The 16,724-nt window shown below is 74.0% G+C and carries 13 protein-coding genes; 11 read left to right on the top strand and 2 right to left on the bottom strand.

Annotation, left to right across the window (positions count from 1 at the left end; all coding sequences use genetic code 11):
• The 8 genes from rsmH to KBB57_RS07700 all read left to right on the top strand — a co-directional run bounded on the left by rsmH (position 1) and on the right by KBB57_RS07700 (position 9,264).
• The gene (rsmH, locus tag KBB57_RS07735; RefSeq protein ID WP_290748425.1) at positions 1–972 is read left to right on the top strand and encodes a 16S rRNA (cytosine(1402)-N(4))-methyltransferase RsmH; all 972 of its coding nucleotides are present in this window, start codon (positions 1–3) and stop codon (positions 970–972) included.
• The gene (locus tag KBB57_RS07730; RefSeq protein WP_290748342.1) at positions 969–1,337 is read left to right on the top strand and encodes a cell division protein FtsL; all 369 of its coding nucleotides are present in this window, start codon (positions 969–971) and stop codon (positions 1,335–1,337) included. Before rsmH ends, KBB57_RS07730 begins: the two co-directional genes overlap by 4 nt.
• Complete coding sequence (locus KBB57_RS07725) at positions 1,334–3,127, top strand: penicillin-binding protein 2 (RefSeq protein ID WP_290748339.1); 1,794 nt, start codon at positions 1,334–1,336, stop codon at positions 3,125–3,127. The genes KBB57_RS07730 and KBB57_RS07725 overlap by 4 nt, the downstream gene beginning before the upstream one ends.
• Before the next feature lie 28 nt (positions 3,128–3,155).
• Complete coding sequence (locus KBB57_RS07720) at positions 3,156–4,682, top strand: UDP-N-acetylmuramoyl-L-alanyl-D-glutamate--2,6-diaminopimelate ligase (RefSeq protein ID WP_290748337.1); 1,527 nt, start codon at positions 3,156–3,158, stop codon at positions 4,680–4,682.
• Between the two features lie 132 nt (positions 4,683–4,814).
• Entirely contained in the window at positions 4,815–6,272 is a 1,458-nt protein-coding gene (gene murF / locus KBB57_RS07715) for a UDP-N-acetylmuramoyl-tripeptide--D-alanyl-D-alanine ligase (RefSeq protein ID WP_290748335.1), read from the top strand.
• A gap of 7 nt (positions 6,273–6,279) precedes the next feature.
• On the top strand, positions 6,280–7,365 hold the full coding sequence (gene mraY, locus KBB57_RS07710; protein WP_290748333.1) for a phospho-N-acetylmuramoyl-pentapeptide-transferase: 1,086 nt from the start codon (positions 6,280–6,282) through the stop codon (positions 7,363–7,365).
• 162 nt (positions 7,366–7,527) lie between these two features.
• On the top strand, positions 7,528–7,725 hold the full coding sequence (locus KBB57_RS07705) for a hypothetical protein (protein WP_290748331.1): 198 nt from the start codon (positions 7,528–7,530) through the stop codon (positions 7,723–7,725).
• A 117-nt stretch (positions 7,726–7,842) separates the two neighbouring features.
• On the top strand, positions 7,843–9,264 hold the full coding sequence (locus KBB57_RS07700) for a sensor histidine kinase (protein WP_290748329.1): 1,422 nt from the start codon (positions 7,843–7,845) through the stop codon (positions 9,262–9,264).
• A 297-nt stretch (positions 9,265–9,561) separates the two neighbouring features.
• Here the strand turns inward: KBB57_RS07700 and KBB57_RS07695 are convergent, their stop codons facing one another.
• Both KBB57_RS07695 and KBB57_RS07690 read right to left on the bottom strand, forming a co-directional pair.
• Complete coding sequence (locus KBB57_RS07695; protein WP_290748327.1) at positions 9,562–10,308, bottom strand: enoyl-CoA hydratase/isomerase family protein; 747 nt, start codon at positions 10,306–10,308, stop codon at positions 9,562–9,564.
• Between the two features lie 279 nt (positions 10,309–10,587).
• The gene (locus tag KBB57_RS07690) at positions 10,588–11,376 is read right to left on the bottom strand and encodes an exodeoxyribonuclease III (protein ID WP_290748325.1); all 789 of its coding nucleotides are present in this window, start codon (positions 11,374–11,376) and stop codon (positions 10,588–10,590) included.
• A gap of 94 nt (positions 11,377–11,470) precedes the next feature.
• On the opposite strand from KBB57_RS07690, the gene ttcA reads away from it, so the two are divergent.
• From ttcA to yidC, 3 genes are all read left to right on the top strand, one after another.
• On the top strand, positions 11,471–12,283 hold the full coding sequence (ttcA, locus tag KBB57_RS07685; RefSeq protein WP_290748323.1) for a tRNA 2-thiocytidine(32) synthetase TtcA: 813 nt from the start codon (positions 11,471–11,473) through the stop codon (positions 12,281–12,283).
• A gap of 511 nt (positions 12,284–12,794) precedes the next feature.
• On the top strand, positions 12,795–14,846 hold the full coding sequence (locus KBB57_RS07680) for a bifunctional diguanylate cyclase/phosphodiesterase (protein ID WP_290748321.1): 2,052 nt from the start codon (positions 12,795–12,797) through the stop codon (positions 14,844–14,846).
• A gap of 70 nt (positions 14,847–14,916) precedes the next feature.
• Positions 14,917–16,722, top strand: a complete 1,806-nt coding sequence (gene yidC / locus KBB57_RS07675; protein ID WP_290748319.1) for a membrane protein insertase YidC — start codon at positions 14,917–14,919, stop codon at positions 16,720–16,722.
• Positions 16,723–16,724 lie beyond the last annotated feature (2 nt).

The following is a 16,724-nucleotide window of genomic DNA, read 5'->3' as shown; positions in this document are numbered from 1 at the left end:
ATGGATCGCCCGCCCCACGTCCCGGTGCTGCTCGGGCCGATCCTCGCCGCCGTGGCGCCGGTCCGCGGCGTCTGGCTCGACGGCACCCTCGGCGCCGGCGGCTACGCCCGCGCGCTCCTCGACGCCGGCGCGGCGCGGGTCATCGGCGTCGACCGCGACCCGACCGCGCTCGCCCGCGCCGCCGCCTGGGCCGGCGCCTACGCCGGCCGCCTCGACCTCCGCGCCGGCGCCTTCGGCCGGCTCGACGAGATCGCCGACGCGCCCCTCGACGGCGTCACCCTCGACATCGGCGTCTCCTCGATGCAGCTCGACGAGGCCGACCGCGGCTTCTCCTTCCTGCGCGAGGGGCCGCTCGACATGCGCATGGGCGCCGATGGCCCGAGCGCCGCCGACCTCGTCAACGCCGCGCCCGAGGCGCTCCTCGCCGACATCCTCCACCAGTACGGCGAGGAGCGCGCCGCCCGGCGCATCGCCCGAGCCATCGTCGCGGCGCGCCCCTTCGATACCACGACGGCGCTCGCGGCGGCCATCGAGCGCTGCCTGCCGCGGCCGAAGCCGGGCCAGCCCCACGCCGCGACCCGCAGCTTCCAGGCGCTGCGCATCGCGGTGAACGACGAGCTCGGCGAGCTTGCCCGCGGCCTCGCCGCCGCCGAGCGGGCGCTCGCGCCCGGGGGCTGGCTCGCCGTGGTGACGTTCCATTCGCTGGAGGACCGGGTGGTGAAGCGATACCTCGCGCTGCGCTCCGGCGCGGCCCCGCGCGCCAGCCGGCACGCCCCCGAGACCGCCGGCCCCCCGCCGGGCTTCGCGCTCGCCGGCAAGGCGGTCGCCGCCGACGCCGCCGAGATCGCGGCCAACCCGCGCGCCCGCTCGGCGAAGCTCCGGCTGGCCCGCCGGCTCGACACGCCGGCCGCCCGCGTCGACCCGGCCGAGCTCGGCCTGCCGCGGCTTGCGCTGGCGGGGCTCGCGCGATGAGGTGGGGCCTCTACCTCTCCGCGGCGATCCTCGTCGTCGTCTGCGCGACCTGGGCCTACCGGGTGAACTATGCCACCCAGGAGGCGGCGAACCGCGTCGCCGACCTGCGCGCCGACATCGCCGCCGAGCGCGAGGCCCTCGCCGTGCTCAGCGCGGAATGGGCCTACCTCAACCGCCCCGACCGCCTTGCCGCCCTCGTCGCCGGCCCGGGCGCCGGGCTCGGCCTCGCGCCCCTCGGCCCCGGGAGCTTCGGCGAGACGGCGATGGTCGCCTTCCCGCTGCCGCCCGAGCCGGTCCCGGCCGAAGGCGCCCCGCCCGAGGGCGAGGCCGCCGCCCCTGCCGAGAAGCCTGGAGAGACCGAATGATCCGCCGTCCGCTCCGCCCGCTCGCCCGCGTCCTCTCCGCCCGGGCCGAGGGCAAGGACCCGAACCTGATCGAGGCCGAGGAGCGCGCCGCCCGCCTGCGCGCGCTGCACCGCGCCGAGCGGGCGCGGGCCGAGACCCGCCTCCTCCTCCTCGGCATCGTCTTCATCCTCGGCTTCACCACCGTCGCCGGGCGGATGGCGCTGATGTCCGCCGGCACGCCGGTCGAGCCGCGCGCCGGGGCAGGGGGCGAGCCGATCGTCGCCCAGCGCGCCGACATCGTCGACCGCAACGGCGCCATCCTCGCCACCAACATCGTCACCGCCTCGCTCTACGCCCAGCCGCTCGAGATGATCGACCCGGCCCGCGCCGCCACCGCGCTCTCCGAGATTTTCCCCGACCTCGACGCCGGGGCGCTGCTCCACCGCTTCACCGACGGCCGCAAGTTTGTCTGGATCAAGCGCACCATCTCCCCCGAGCAGCGCCAGCTAGTCCACGACCTCGGGGAGCCGGGCCTGCTCTTCGGCCCGCGCGAGACCCGGCTCTACCCCAACGGCGCCGTCCTCGCCCACGTGCTCGGCGGCGCGAGCTTCGGCCGCGAGGGCGTCCACGCGGCGGAAGTGATCGGCGTCGCCGGCGTCGAGCGGTTCGAGGACGCCCGCCTGCGCGACCCCGCCCGCGTCGCCGAGCCGCTGCGCCTCTCGATCGACCTGCCCGCGCAGATCGCCATGGAGGACGTGCTCGCCGCCGGCATGAAGGAGATGGGCGCCAAGGGCGCGGTCGGCATCCTGATGGAGGCCGACACCGGCCAGATCCGCGCGCTGGCGAGCCTGCCGGACTTCGACCCCAACCTCCGCCCGCCGCTCCCCACCGAGGGCGACCCCGCCGACAGCCCGCTCTACAACCGCGCCGCGCAGGGCCGCTACGAGCTCGGCTCGACCTTCAAGATCTTCGCCGTGGCCGAGGCGCTCGACATGGGCAAGGTCACGCCCAGGACCCTGATCGACACCTCCGGCCCGATGCGCTGGGGCCGCTTCACCATCCGCGACTTCCACGACTACGGGCCGCGCCTGACCGTCCAGGACGTCATCGTGCAGTCCTCCAACATCGGCGCCGCCCGCATCGCGCTGACCATGGGCGGCGAGGCCCAGCAGAAGTTCCTGCGCCGCCTCGGCCTGATGGACGCGCTCCCCCTCGAGATCAGCGAGGTCGCCAAGGCCCCGCCGCTCTACCCCAAGCGCTGGTCCGAGCTCACCACCATGACCGTCGCCTACGGCCACGGCCTCGCCGTCTCGCCGCTCCACCTCGCCACCGCCTACGCCTCCGTGGCGAACGGCGGCCTCAAGATCACGCCGACGATCATCGCCTCCGACAGGAAGCCCACCGAGGCGGACCGGGTGGTCTCCGAGGATACCTCCGAGAAGGTCCGCTCGATGATGCGCGACGTCGTCACCCGCGGCACCGCCCGCAAGGCCGACGTCCCCGGCTACGAGGTCGGCGGCAAGACCGGCACCGCCGACAAGCCGATGCCGCACGGCGGCTACGCCCGCGACAAGACCATCGGCACCTTCGCCGGCGTCTTCCCGGCCTCCGATCCGCGCTACGTGATGGTGATCGCCCTGGACGAGCCGTCCAACAAGATCAACGGCGCCTCGCTCCGCACCGCCGGCTGGACCGCCGCCCCGGTCTTCGCCAACGCGCTGCGCCGGATCGCGCCGATCATGGGCCTCCGCCCCGACGCCCGGCCCGAGGACGACGTCGACCTGCTTTACACCCTCGCCGTGAACGAATAGCCCCGTGCCGCGAAAGGACGGAGGGGCGATGACGGCCAGGGGCTCGGACAGCCGCGCGGGCAAGCTGATGGGCTTCGAGGCGCTCGGCCTCCTCGCCGGCGCGAAGCGCGCGGGCGACTGGTCCGGAACGCTCCCCGAGATCACCGGCCTCTCCGTCGACAGCCGCCGCACCAAGCCCGGCCACCTCTTCGCCGCGCTGCCCGGCAGCGTCGTCCACGGCGGCGAGTTCGTCCCCTTCGCGCTGCGCATGGGCGCCGTCGCCGTCCTCACCGACGCCGAGGGCCTGCGCCTCGCCGAGGCCGCCGGCCCCCTCGCCATCCCGGTCCTCCTCGTCGAGAACCCCCGCCGCACGCTGGCGCTCGCCGCCGCCCGCTGGTCCGGCGACCAGCCGGAGGTCGTCGTCGCCGTCACCGGCACCAACGGCAAGACCTCGGTTGCGAGCTTCACCCGCCAGATCTGGGAAGCCCTCGGCGAGCGCGCCGTCAACTTCGGCACGGTCGGCGTCGAGGGCGCCGTCTCGGCGGCGCTCACCCACACCACGCCCGAGCCGATCCAGCTCCACGCGCTCCTCGCCGACCTCGCCGGCATGGGCGTCACCCACGCCGCCATGGAGGCGTCGAGCCACGGCCTCGACCAGCACCGCCTCGACGGCGTCCGCCTCGCCGCGGCCGGCTTCACCAACGCCACCCGCGACCATCTCGACTACCACCGGGACTTCGAGGCCTATGTCGAGGCCAAGCTCGCGCTCCTCACCCGCGTCCTGCCCCGTGGCGGCACGGCCGTCGTCAACATCGACGACCCCGTCGGCGCCCGCTTCGTCGCCGCCGCCCGCGCCCGCGACCAGCGCCTCCTCTCCGTCGGCCGCGCCGCCGGCGCCGACCTTCGCCTCCTCGCCCAGCGCTTCGACGCCACGGGCCAGGAGGCCCGCTTCGAATGGCGGGGCCGCGCCTTCACGGCGCGCCTCGACCTCGTCGGCGGCTTCCAGGCGATGAACGCCCTCGTCGCCGCCGGCCTCGCCATCGGCTCCGGCTCCGCCCCGGAGCGCGTCTTCGACGCCCTGACGCGGCTCCGCACCGTCCGCGGCCGGATGCAGCGCGCGGCCACCCGGCGCAACGGCGCGACCGTGTTCGTCGACTACGCCCACACCCCCGACGCCATCGCCACGGCGCTCGCCGCGCTGCGTCCCCACGTCCTCGGACGCCTCGTCATCGCCTTCGGCGCCGGCGGCGACCGCGACCGCGGCAAGCGCCCGCTGATGGGCAAGGCCGCCGCCGCGGGCGCCGACGTCGTCTTCGTCACCGACGACAATCCGCGCTCCGAGGACCCCGCGGCGATCCGTGCCGAGATCCTCGCCGGCTGCCCGGAGGCGACCGAGATCGGCGACCGCGCCGAGGCGATCCTCGCCGCCGTCGACGCGCTCCAGCCCGGCGACGCCCTGCTGATCGCCGGCAAGGGCCACGAGACCGGCCAGGTCGTCGGCGACGACGTGCTGCCCTTCGACGACGCCGAGCAGGCGAGCGTCGCCGCCGCCGCCCTCGACGGGCTCGGCGCATGACGGCCCTCCGCACTGCCGCCGCGGTCGTGACCCCGGACGCCCGGACCGCCGCCCGGCGCTCGACGGGACTCGGCGCATGACCCCGCCCCGGACCTCCGCCGCGGCCGTCGGCCGGCTCGAAAGGCCCGGCGCATGACGGCGCTCTGGACCGCAGCCGAGGCCGCCGTGGCCACCGGTGGCCGCGCCCAGGGCGACTGGGCCGCCGCCGGCGTCTCCATCGACACCCGCAGCCTCGCGCCCGGCGATCTCTTCGTCGCGCTGACCGCCGCCCGCGACGGCCACGACTTCGTCGCCGAGGCGCTCGCCCGCGGCGCCGCCGCGGCGCTGGTCTCCCGCATCCCCGACGGCGTTCCCGCCGACGCGCCCCTCCTCGTCGTCCCGGACGTGCAACGGGGCCTCGAGGCCCTCGGCCGGGCAGGGCGCGCCCGCTTCCGCGGCAAGCTCGTCGCCGTCACCGGCTCGGCCGGCAAGACCGGGACCAAGGAGATGCTGCGCGCCGCCCTCGGCGCCCAGGGCCGCGTCCACGCCGCCGAGAAGAGCTTCAACAACCACTGGGGCGTGCCGCTGACGCTCGCGCGCATGGACCCCGCCGCCGACTGGGCCGCGATCGAGATCGGCATGAACGCCCCCGGCGAGATTGCCCCGCTCGCCGCCATGGCCCGCCCGCACGTCGCGATCGTCACCACCGTCGCGCCCGTCCACCTCGCCGCCTTCCGCGACCTCCGCGGCATCGCCCGCGAGAAGGCCTCGATCTATTCGGGCCTCGTCCCGGGCGGCGGCGCCGTCATGCTGCGGGACCTCCCCACCTACCCGATCTTCCTCGCGAGCGCGAAACGCGCCGGCGCCCGCCCCGTCCGCTTCGGCGCCACCGGCCGCCCGGAATTCCGCCTGCTGGAAACCGCCGTGAAGCCCGAGGGCACCTGCGCCGCCGCCTCGGCTCACGGCCGGCGCTTCCTCTTCAAGCTCGCCTCGCCCGGCCGGCACCTCGCCATGAACGCGCTCGGCGTCCTCGCCTGCGTCGACGCCCTCGGCGCCGACATCGCCCGCGCGGCGCTCGCCCTCGCCACCTGGCGCGCCCCCGAGGGCCGCGGCGCCCGCTGGCAGGTGCTGCTCGGGCCGGGCGGGCTCGACGGCCAGGTCACCCTGATCGACGAGAGCTACAACGCCAACCCCGCCGCGATGGCCGCCGCCTTCGAGGTGCTGGCGGCCACGCCCGTCGAGGACGGCGTCGGCCGCGTCGGCGCCGGCCGCCGCGTCGCCTTCCTCGGCGACATGCTCGAGCTCGGCGCCACCGAGCTCGCGTTGCACGCCGGCCTCGCCGAAGCCCCCGGGCTCAAGGACGTCGCCGTCGTCCACTGCGCCGGCCCGCGGATGCGCGCCCTCCACGACGCGCTCCCCCGCGGCCGGCGCGGCGAATGGTTCCCCGACGCCGCCGCCATGGCGGCCCGGGCCGGCCGGCTGCTCGACGCCGGCGACGTGGCGCTGGTCAAGGGCTCGAACGGCAGCCGCGTCGGCCTCGTCGTCGACGCGATCAAGCGCATGGGCGAGGCGCGCGCGCCCGATCTCGCCACCGAGCTTCTGGAGGCCTGACCGCGCGATGCTCTATTTCCTGGCCGAGCTGTCGCACAACGTGCCGGTCTTCAACCTCTTCCGCTACATCACCTTCCGCGCCGGCGGGGCCTTCTTCACGGCGCTGGTCTTCGGCTTCGTCTTCGGCCGCCCGCTGATCGACCTCCTGCGCGTCCGCCAGGGCCGTGGCCAGCCGATCCGCGCCGACGGCCCGGAGAGCCACCTCCTCACCAAGGCCGGCACGCCGACCATGGGCGGCCTCCTCATCCTCTCGGCGCTCCTCTTCTCCACCCTGCTCTGGGCGCGGCTCGACAACGGCTTCGTCTGGATGGTCACCTTCGTCACCGTCGGCTTCGGCCTGATCGGCTTCGCCGACGACTACGCCAAGGTGACGAAGCAGACCCATGCCGGCGTCTCCGGCCGGGTCCGCCTCCTCGCCGGCTTCGGCATCGCGCTCGTCGCCAGCCTCTGGGCGATGTGGCTCCACCCCGACCCGCTCACCGGCCGCATCGCCTTCCCGGTGTTCAAGGCCGCGCTCCTCGACCTCGGCTGGCTGTTCCTGCCCTTCGGGATGCTGGTCATCGTCGGGGCCGCCAACGCGGTGAACCTGACCGACGGGCTCGACGGGCTCGCCATCATGCCGGTGATGATCGCCGCCGCCTCGCTCGGGGTGATCGCCTACGTCGTCGGCCGCGCCGACTTCACCGAATACCTCGACGTCCACTTCGTCCCCGGCACCGGCGAGATCACCGTCTTCGTGGCCGCCCTGATCGGCGGCGGCCTCGGCTTCCTCTGGTACAACGCGCCGCCCGCGGCCGTGTTCATGGGCGACACCGGCAGCCTCGCCCTCGGCGGCGCCCTCGGCGCCATCGCGGTGGCGACCAAGCACGAGATCGTGCTCGCGATCGTCGGCGGCCTCTTCGTCGTCGAGGCGCTCTCCGTCATCATCCAGGTCGCCTACTACAAGCGCACGAAGAAGCGCGTCTTCCTGATGGCCCCGATCCACCACCATTTCGAGAAGAAGGGCTGGGCCGAGCCACAGATCGTCATCCGCTTCTGGATCGTCTCCCTGATCCTCGCCATGATCGGCCTCGCCACCCTCAAGCTGCGCTGACCGCGCGGGGCTGCCGCGCGCCGCCGACGATCCGGCGCCCGGCGGCGGCGGCGTCGCTCGCGCGGAAGCGGCGCGTCAACCCGAAGCCGCCGAGCGCTCCCAAGAGCAGCATCCCGCCCGCCGGCAGCGACACAGGGCAGGCACACCCCCCGCTCGGACATGATGAGCCTTGAACTCAAGGGGGCGCGCGTCACCATCGACGCCATGGGCTGCCAGACCGGGATCGCCGAGGCCATCCGCCGCGCTGCTCTCAATGTCGTCAAGGAGATGCCCGACAAGGCCAGCCTGAAGGTCCGGCGAAAGACCCTCGGAGGGGACGACGGCGATCTCTTCGCCGCGCTCACCCAGCCCGATTGGTGACCTTCAAGCGATTCCCCTGCGGCAGGCGCCAGGGCAGGCGCACCCGTCCGGGGCCGCCGCTTGTGGCGGGGGCGCGCAAGGCATAGATTCGGCGAGGCCGCGCCATCAGGATCGGGCATGCGTTTCAACACCCTCTCGGGCCGCTTCCTCGCCCTGATGATCGTCTTCGTGATGATTGCGGAGGTGCTGATCTTCGTGCCCGCGGTGTCGCGGTTCCGCGTCGACAACCTGCAGAACCGGCTGGAGCTCGGCCAGCTCGCCGCGCTCGCGGTGCTGGCGAGCCCGAACGAGCAGGTCTCGCCCGACCTCGAGAAGGAGCTGCTCGCCACCGCGGACGTCTACAACGTCGCGCTGCGCCGCGAGGGCGTGCGCGAGCTGGCGCTGCAGGGCGCGGTGCCGGGGATGGTCAGCGCCAACTACGACCTGCAGGACGCGAGCGACCTGACGCTGATGCGCGACGCGCTGCGGGTCTACTTCGCCGGCGGCGCGCGGGTGATCCGGGTGCTCGGCGAGACCGAGCCCGGCGGCGGGACCAAGGTCGAGATCACCATGAGCGAGGGGCCGCTCCGCGCGGCGATGATCGCGTACGGGTTGCGCATCCTCTACGTCTCTCTTGCGGTGACGCTCGCCTTTGCGGCGCTGCTGTTCCTCGCCACCCGCTACTACATCGTGACGCCGATGCGCCGGGTGGTCGACCACATGAGCGCCTATCGCGACGATCCCGAGGACGCGCGGCGGGTGATCGCGCCGACGAGCGACGTGCGCGAGCTGAGGGAGGCGGAGACGGCGCTGCACGACCTGCAGCTGCGGCTGACCGGGGCCCTGAAGCAGAAGGAGCGGCTGGCGGCGCTGGGCGGCGCGGTGGCGAAGATCAGCCACGACCTCAGGAACCTGCTGACCACGGCGCAGCTCCTCGCCGACCGCATCGAGGCGAGCGCCGATCCCGCGGTGCGGCGGACGGCGCCGAAGCTCGTCGCGGCGATCTCGCGGGCGATCACCCTCTGCGAGCGGACGCTGACCTACGGCAAGGCCGAGGAGGCGGCCCCGGCGCTCGCCGACGTCGAGCTCGGGCCGATCGTCGAGGAGGTGGCGGAGAGCGAGGCGGCCGGGGCGTCGCTGGCGCGGGTCGAGGCGGAGGCGCCGGGGGGCCTGCGGCTGCGCGCCGACGCCGACCAGCTCTTCCGGGTGCTGACCAACCTGGTGCGGAACGGCGTGCAGGCCATCGAGGCCTCCGGCCGGCCCGGGGTGGTGCGGATCGCGGCGCGGCCGCTGGGGGACCGGGTGGAGATCACCGTCGCCGACACCGGGCCCGGCCTGCCGGAGAAGGCGCGGGAGAACCTGTTCCAGCCGTTCCGCGGCGGGGCGCGCCAGGGCGGCTCCGGCCTCGGCCTCGTCATCGCCGCCGAGCTGGTCCGCGGCCATGGCGGCGCCCTGGAGCTGGCGGCGACGGGGCCGGCGGGGACGGTCTTTCGCGTCACGCTGCCCGCCGCGGTCGCCGAGCCGGCCCCACGCCGGCCGCGGCAGCAGGCGGCGCGGTGAGCCATCCGCGGGGGTGTTCACGCGTGAATATTCGCTAAGTCATTGATTTTACGTAGGGCGAGATTTTCGCGCTTCCTGCCGCGCCGCACTACCCGACACCAAGGCTGCGCATCTTCATGGCCAATCGCCCGCGATGCGCCGTTCGACTCATTGAAGCTTGCGTCCTCCCTGCCCCAACTGCTCCGCGTCGAGCAGGTTGACATGCGCATGTCATCCTGCGGGCGCCGTCGCGAGGCGAGGCGTCGCCGCGACCCTTGCCGCCGCCGTCGTGCAGCGTGCCTGCCGCAGCGGGGCCAGCTAGCGGCCCTCGAACCGCGGGGCGCGCTTCTCGCGCTGGGCGGCGAGGCCCTCGGCGTGGTCGGCGGAGGCGAAGCAGGCGCGGATGCGGGCGCGGGCGGCCTCCTGGTCGAGGGCGCCGCGGGAGAGCTCGACGAGGGTGCGCTTCATGCCGCGGAGCGCCAGCGGCGCGAGGCCGGCGAGGGTGGCGGCGGTCTCGTCGGCCCTGGCGGCCAGCGCCTCGGGGGGGACCAGCCAGTCGAGGAAGCCCGTGGCGAGCAGCGCCTCGGCGTCGAAGGTCTCGGCGAGGAGGAACATGCGCCGGGCCGTCTGCGAGCCGAGGCGGTCGACGGCGCGGCGGAGGCCGGCGGGGTCGTAGTGGATGCCGAGCCGGGCCGGGGGCGCGAAGGCGCGCATTCCGGTCACGCCGACGCGGAAGTCGCAGGCGAGCGCGATCTCGACGCCGCCGCCATAGGCCCCGCCGTTCAGGGCGGCGACGGTCGGAGCGGGGAAGGCCTCCAGCGCGTCGCAGAGGGCGGTCAGCGGGTTGTCGGACCAGTCCCGCCCCGCGACGTCGCCGAGCGCCGCGCCGGCGCAGAAGCTGCGGCCGGTTCCGGTGAGGACCAGCGCGCGGATGTCGGGGCGCTCCGCCCAGCCGGCGAGGAGCGCGGTCAGCCGGCGCATGGCCTCCTGGTCCAGGGCGTTGTGGGCTTCGGGCCGGTCGAGGGTGACGCGGGCGACGTGGTCGTGGACCTCGGACAGGATCATGCGGGCGGGCCTTCGTTATCGGTTGGGCTAGCCTTCCAAGGCCCGGATCGGGGCGGGCGCGCAAGGGGGCGCCCGGATCTGCCTGGCCCGCGGGCGCGGCGGATACGGACGACGCGGATGGCGCTGGCGCTGATGCAGGCGCAGGTCGCGCGGAAGTTCCGGGGGCGTCGGCGGGGCGCTCCGGGACAGGGAGCGGGCGCGGTCGATGCGCCGGACTTGGCCACGGCCGGACGATCGCGGCGCATCCTGATCCGGTCGGGAAGGCGTTCGCCTGAGCGCTCAGGCCTCGAACTCCGCCAGCACGGGGACGTGGTCGGAGGGGCCGTCCCAGCCGCGGGCGGCGCGCAGGATGCGGCTGCCGCCGGAGCGCTCGGCGAGGTCGGGGGTGGCCCAGACGTGGTCGAGGCGGCGGCCCTTGTCGGCGGCCTGCCAGTCGGGCGCGCGGTAGGACCACCAGGAGTAGAGCCGGCCCTCGGGGATGTGGGCGCGGGTGACGTCGACCCAGCCGCCGGCGGCCTGCATCGCGGCCATCGCCTCCACCTCGACGGGCGTGTGCGACACCACGCGCAGGAGCTGCTTGTGGCTCCAGACGTCGTCCTCGCGGGGGGCGATGTTGAGGTCGCCGACGAGGATGGCGCCGCGGGGCTGCTCGGCGGCGAACCAGGCGCGCATCTCGTCGAGGAAGTCGAGCTTGTGGCGGAACTTCGGGTTGGCGACCGGGTCGGGCAGGTCGCCGCCGGCCGGGACGTAGAAGTTGTGCAGGATCGTGCCGGAGGGGAGGCGGGCCGCGACGTGGCGGGCGTCGCCGCGGCCGCAGAAGCCGCGGTCGCCGGCGTCCTCGATCGGCACGCGGGAGAGGATCATCACGCCGTTGTAGCCCTTCTGGCCGCGGGCGACGACGTGGCGCCAGCCGAGGGCGGCGAAGGCGTCGAGGGGGAGCTTCTCGACCGGGGACTTCGTCTCCTGCAGGCAGAGGACGTCGGGGGCCTCCTCGCGCAGCAGCCGGGACACGGCCTCGGCGCGCAGGCGGACGGAGTTGATGTTCCAGGTGGCGATGCGCAGGGTCACGGGCGCTCCCTTCGCACGGCCGCCGCGCCGGGCGCAACCGGGGGCGCGGGCCCTGGGCGTTGTCGCGGGGCGGCGCTGCGGGTAAGGGTCGGGGATGCTCGACCAGGACGACATCCACCCGCTGTTCCACGGCGCGCCCGACACGACCGAGTTCCGCAAGCTCCGCAAGCGGATCGTCCGGCTGACGCGGGAGGCGATCGAGACCTACGGCATGGCCCGGCGGGGCGACCGCTGGCTGGTGTGCCTCAGCGGCGGCAAGGACAGCTACACGCTGCTGGCCGCGCTGACCGAGCTGCAATGGCGGGGGCTCTTGCCGGTGGAGATCCTCGCCTGCAACCTCGACCAGGGCCAGCCCGGCTTTCCGGCCGGCGTGCTGCCGGAGTTCCTGACCCGGATGGGCGTGCCGCACCGGATCGAGTATCAGGACACCTATTCGGTCGTCGTCGACAAGGTGCCGTCCGGCAAGACCTATTGCGCGCTGTGCTCGCGGCTGCGGCGGGGGCATCTCTACCGCATCGCGCGGGAGGAGGGCTGCCGGGCGGTGGTGCTGGGCCATCACCGCGACGACGTCATCGAGACGTTCCTCCTGAACCTCTTCCACGGCGGCAAGCTGGCGGCGATGCCGCCGAAGCTCCTGAACGACGAGGGCGACCTCTACGTCCACCGGCCGCTGGCGCTGGTGTCCGAGGCGGATTGCGGGCGCTTCGCCCGGGCGATGGGCTATCCGATCATCCCCTGCGACCTCTGCGGCAGCCAGGAGGGGCTCCAGCGGGCGCAGATCAAGCGGATGGTCGACGAGTGGGAGGCGCGCAGCCCGGGGCGCCGCGCCATCCTGTTCCGGGCGCTGACCCAGGCCAACCCGAGCCACCTGCTCGACCCCACCCTCTTCGACTTCCGCGGGCTGTGAGCTTCCGCTGTTCACGCGTGAATATTCGGCAAGCTATTGATTTCATTATAGCGCACATTTGCGACAACCGCGCCGGCACGCTGCACGACGCCTGCATTGCCGGATCCACGGAGGCCCCGAGCGACCGAAGCGGGCTTGCCCGCGAGGCCCGGCGCGACAGGCGAAAGCACGGCTTTCGCCGCGCCGACGGCTGGAGCGCGGTTGCGCGCGGAAGCCGTCAGGGGCGCCGATTTCTCCGGGAGCGCGCCATCCGTCCGTGATCGCCCCGGCGAGCGCGGAATCGCGCTCGCCCCCCGCAGGGGCGATCGCGGACGGATTTGCCACGGGTCAAATCCGTCTGGCTCCGGCGTCGCGGCCTGCTTCCGGCCGGGCTTCGGCTTCACCGTCGTGCAGTGTGCCGCGCCGGCGACCGCGGGCAAGGCGGTGTTTACCTCGATATCGCGGGAGAATCCCCACTGGTCCGGCGCTGGTCTTAACCCTTCCCGGGGGGCGCCCGGGATAGGCTCGGGGCATGTCGGAGACCGATCCCACCCTCGCCGCGCCGGAAAGGACGCTCGTCCGGGCCGGGGCCGCCATCATCGCCGGCGCGCTGGCGCTGTCGGTCGCCGCGGGGATCGCCGCCGACCGCCTGGGCCAGCGCCCGGTGCGGCTCGCCACGCTCGCCGCGACCACGGCGGCGGAGGCGGCGCTGCTCCACGAGATATCGGACGACCTCGACCGCATCGCCGCCGCTTCCCCCGGGCCCGAGGCGGAGACGGCCCGCCGCGGCCTCGGCTGGAGCCTCGATCGCCTCGCCGCGACCGAGACGCGGCTGGCCGGCCTCGCTGGCCCGGAGGACGGCGCGCTCGCCGCCTCGGCGCGGGCGATCCGCGAGCTCGCCGGCACGGCGGCCACGATCGCGCCCGAGGCGGCGGCGGCGCAGGCCGCGCTGGTCGCCGACCGGCTGGCGCCGCAGACCCGCGCGCTGGCGCAGGGCTACGCCGCGCAGGCGGCGCGGGCGCAGGATCAGGCCCGCCACGGCCGCTGCGCCGCGGTGCTGGCGCAGGTCCTGGGCCTCCTCGGGCTCGCCGCCGCGATCGGCCTGCCGGCGCGGCGGCGCGTCACGGCCTGGCTGCGCGACCGCAACGAGGCGGAGCGCGAGGCGCGCCACCGCCTGCTGCACGATCCGCTGACGCAGCTGCCGAACGCCACCTACCTCCAGGCGCATCTCGCCCGGCTCGCGGCGGCGGCGGATCGCTCGGAGAAGCACACCGCGGTGCTGCGCCTCGACCTCGACCGCTTCAAGGCGATCCGCGAGACGCTGGGGCCGCGGGTCGCCGACGAGATCGTGCGCATCGCCGCCCGCCGCATCCGCCTTGCGCTGCGCGCCGGCGACTTCGCGGCGCATCTCGGGCAGGACGACTTCGTGCTGGTGGCGAGCGAGCTCGACGACGCCACGGCGGCGGCGGCCATCGCCCACCGGGTGCAGCAGTCGCTCGCCCGGCCGTTCTCGCTGCAGGGCGGCGCGCGGCGGGTCGGCTGCTCGATCGGCGTCGCCATGCTCGCCGACGACCTGCCGGAGGCCGGCCGGGTGCTCGCCAACGCCGACATCGCGCTGGCCGAGGCGCAGGACGCGGCCCCGGGCGCGGTCCGCTACTTCCGCGAGAGCCTGCGCATCGAGACCGAGCGGCGCGAGGCGCTGTTCGCCGAGCTGCTCGCCGGGCTGGAGCGGGGCGAGCTCGGGCCGTTCTACCAGCCGCAGGTCGACGTCGCGACCGGGGCCTTCGCCGGCTTCGAGGCGCTGGTGCGCTGGCGGCACCCGCGCCAGGGCCTGCTCGCGCCCGGCGCCTTCCTCGACTTCGCCGAGGCGGCCGACCTCACCGAGCGCATCGGCGAGGCGGTGCTGGGGCAGGCGCTGTCGGCGCTGACCGCCTGGGACGCCGCCGGGCTCGCGGTGCCGCGGGTCGGCATCAACTTCGCCATGGCGCAGCTCCGCGACCCCCGGCTGATCGAGAAGATCAAGTGGGAGGTCGAGCGCCACGACATCGACCCCGGCCGCATCGCCATCGAGGTGCTGGAGACGGTGCTGATCAAGTCCGACGAGGACCTGATGGTGAGGAACCTCCGCGGCCTCGCCTCGGCCGGCTTCCAGATCGAGCTCGACGACTTCGGCACCGGCCACGCCTCGATCCAGAACCTGCGGCGGCTGAACGTCCACCGCATCAAGATCGACCGCAGCTTCGTCCACGGCATCGAGGCGAGCGAGGAGAGCCGCACGCTGACCGCCTCGATGATCGCCATGGCGCGCGCGCTCGGCATCGCCACGCTCGCCGAGGGGGTGGAGACCGCCGAGGGGCTCGCGGCGCTGGCCGCGCTCGGCTGCGACCAGGCGCAGGGCTACCACATCGCCCGGCCGATGGGGCTCGCCGACACCTTCGCCTGGCTCGACGCCTACGGCGCGCGCGCGAAGGGGGGGCCCTCGCCGGACGCGCCCTCTCCGGACGCGCCCTCGCCCGACGCGCCCTCTCCGGACGCGCCCTTTCCCGACGCTCCCGGGCCGGCGCGCCGGCGGCGACCCGAATAAGCCTTGACCTTTCCAGGGCGCTTCTGTTGAACCCTGTCACCTTTCCGACAGGGCCGACCGGAGGCGCGCGATGGACGACCAGAACCGGAATCTGATCCTCGCGACCGCGCTCAGCTTCCTCGTCATCCTGGTGTGGTTCCTGCTGTTCCCGCCCACCGCGCCCGAGACGGCGCCGGCGGGCCAGACCGTCGCCGAGGGCGAGGCCGCGCCCGCCGCCGCGGCCCCGGGCGCGGTGCCCGGGGCGAGCGCGGAGCCGGCGGCGAGCCGGGTGGAGGTGCTCGGCCGCACCGCGCGCGTCCCCGTGCGCACCGACCGCGTCGCCGGCTCGATCTCGCTGGTCGGCGGGCGGATCGACGACCTCCAGCTCCTCGACTACCACGAGACCATCGCGGCGGGCTCGCCCAACGTCACCCTGCTGACCCCGGCGGGCGCGCCCGAGTCGCATTACGCGCTCTATGGCTGGGCGCCGGCGGGCGGGCTCGCGGCCGGCGCGGTGCCGGGGCCGAACACGCCCTGGGAGATCGAGAGCGGCGAGACGCTGACCGAGACGACGCCGGTCACCATCCGCTGGGACAACGGCGCGGGGCTGGTGTTCCGCCGCACGATCTCGATCGACGACGACTACATGTTCACGATCGCCCAGTCGGTCGAGAACACGACCGGCGCGGCGGTGAGCGTGCAGCCCTACGGCATCGTCGCCCGCCACGGCGTGCCGATGAACGTCAAGCGCTTCTGGATCCTGCACGAGGGCGTCGTCGGCGCCGCGGACGGCATCCTCCAGCAGTTCACCTGGAAGCAGCTCGAGGACCTGCCGGAGGACCCGGCCGAGGGCGCGCAGGCCGTCGCCGTCCCGGCCGCCGCCGACGGCTGGATCGGCTTCACCGACCACTACTGGATGTCCTCGCTGGTGGCGCAGCCCGGCCAGGCCTTCACGGCGGTGGTGAAGTACACCGCCGCCAACGACACCTTCCAGACCGACATGCGCCTGCCGGTGATGACGGTGGAGCCCGGCGCCAAGGCCGAGGTCTCGACCTGGTTCTTCGCCGGGGCGAAGGAGTGGTCGCTGCTGCGCGCCTACCAGCGCGACCTGAAGATCGACCGCTTCGTCGACGCGATCGACTGGGGCTGGTTCTGGTTCCTGACCAAGCCGATCTTCATGGCGCTGCACTGGCTGCACGGCTTCATCGGCAACATGGGCGTGGCGATCATCGCGCTCACCTTCATCATCAAGGCGATCCTGTTCCCGCTCGCCTACAAGTCCTACGTCTCGATGTCGAAGATGAAGGCCTTGCAGCCGGAGATGGAGGCGATCAAGGAGCGGGCCGGCGACGACCGGGTGAAGATGCAGCAGGAGGTGATGGCCCTCTACAAGAAGGAGAAGGTCAATCCCGCCGCGGGCTGTTTGCCCATCGTGATGCAGATCCCGATCTTCTTCTCGCTCTACAAGGTGATCTTCGTCACGCTGGAGCTGCGCCATGCGCCGTTCTTCGGGTGGATTCATGACCTGTCGGCGCCGGATCCGACGAGCTGGATGAACCTGTTCGGGCTCTTGCCCTGGGCGGCGCCCGACCATGCGAGCGCGCTCGGGATCCTGTCGATCGGGGTCTGGCCGATCGTGCTCGGCGTCTCGATGTGGCTCCAGCAGAAGCTGAACCCGGCGCCGGCGGACAAGACGCAGGCGATGGTCTTCGCGTGGATGCCGTGGGTGTTCATGTTCATGCTCGGCTCGTTCGCGAGCGGGCTGGTGATCTACTGGGTGGCCAACAACTCGATCACCTTCACCCAGCAGTACCTGATCATGCGCAGCCAGGGCGTGAAGCCGAAGGTGTTCGAGAACGTGCTCTCCGGGCTGCGGCGCAAGCGGAAGACGGAGTAGCC

Origin of the sequence: Amaricoccus sp., from assembly GCF_017993425.1 — a bacterium.
In the GTDB taxonomy this organism is placed as follows: domain Bacteria; phylum Pseudomonadota; class Alphaproteobacteria; order Rhodobacterales; family Rhodobacteraceae; genus Amaricoccus.
The sequence above is the reverse complement of the archived record's forward strand: the minus strand, read 5'-3'. Positions and strand labels throughout refer to the sequence as shown.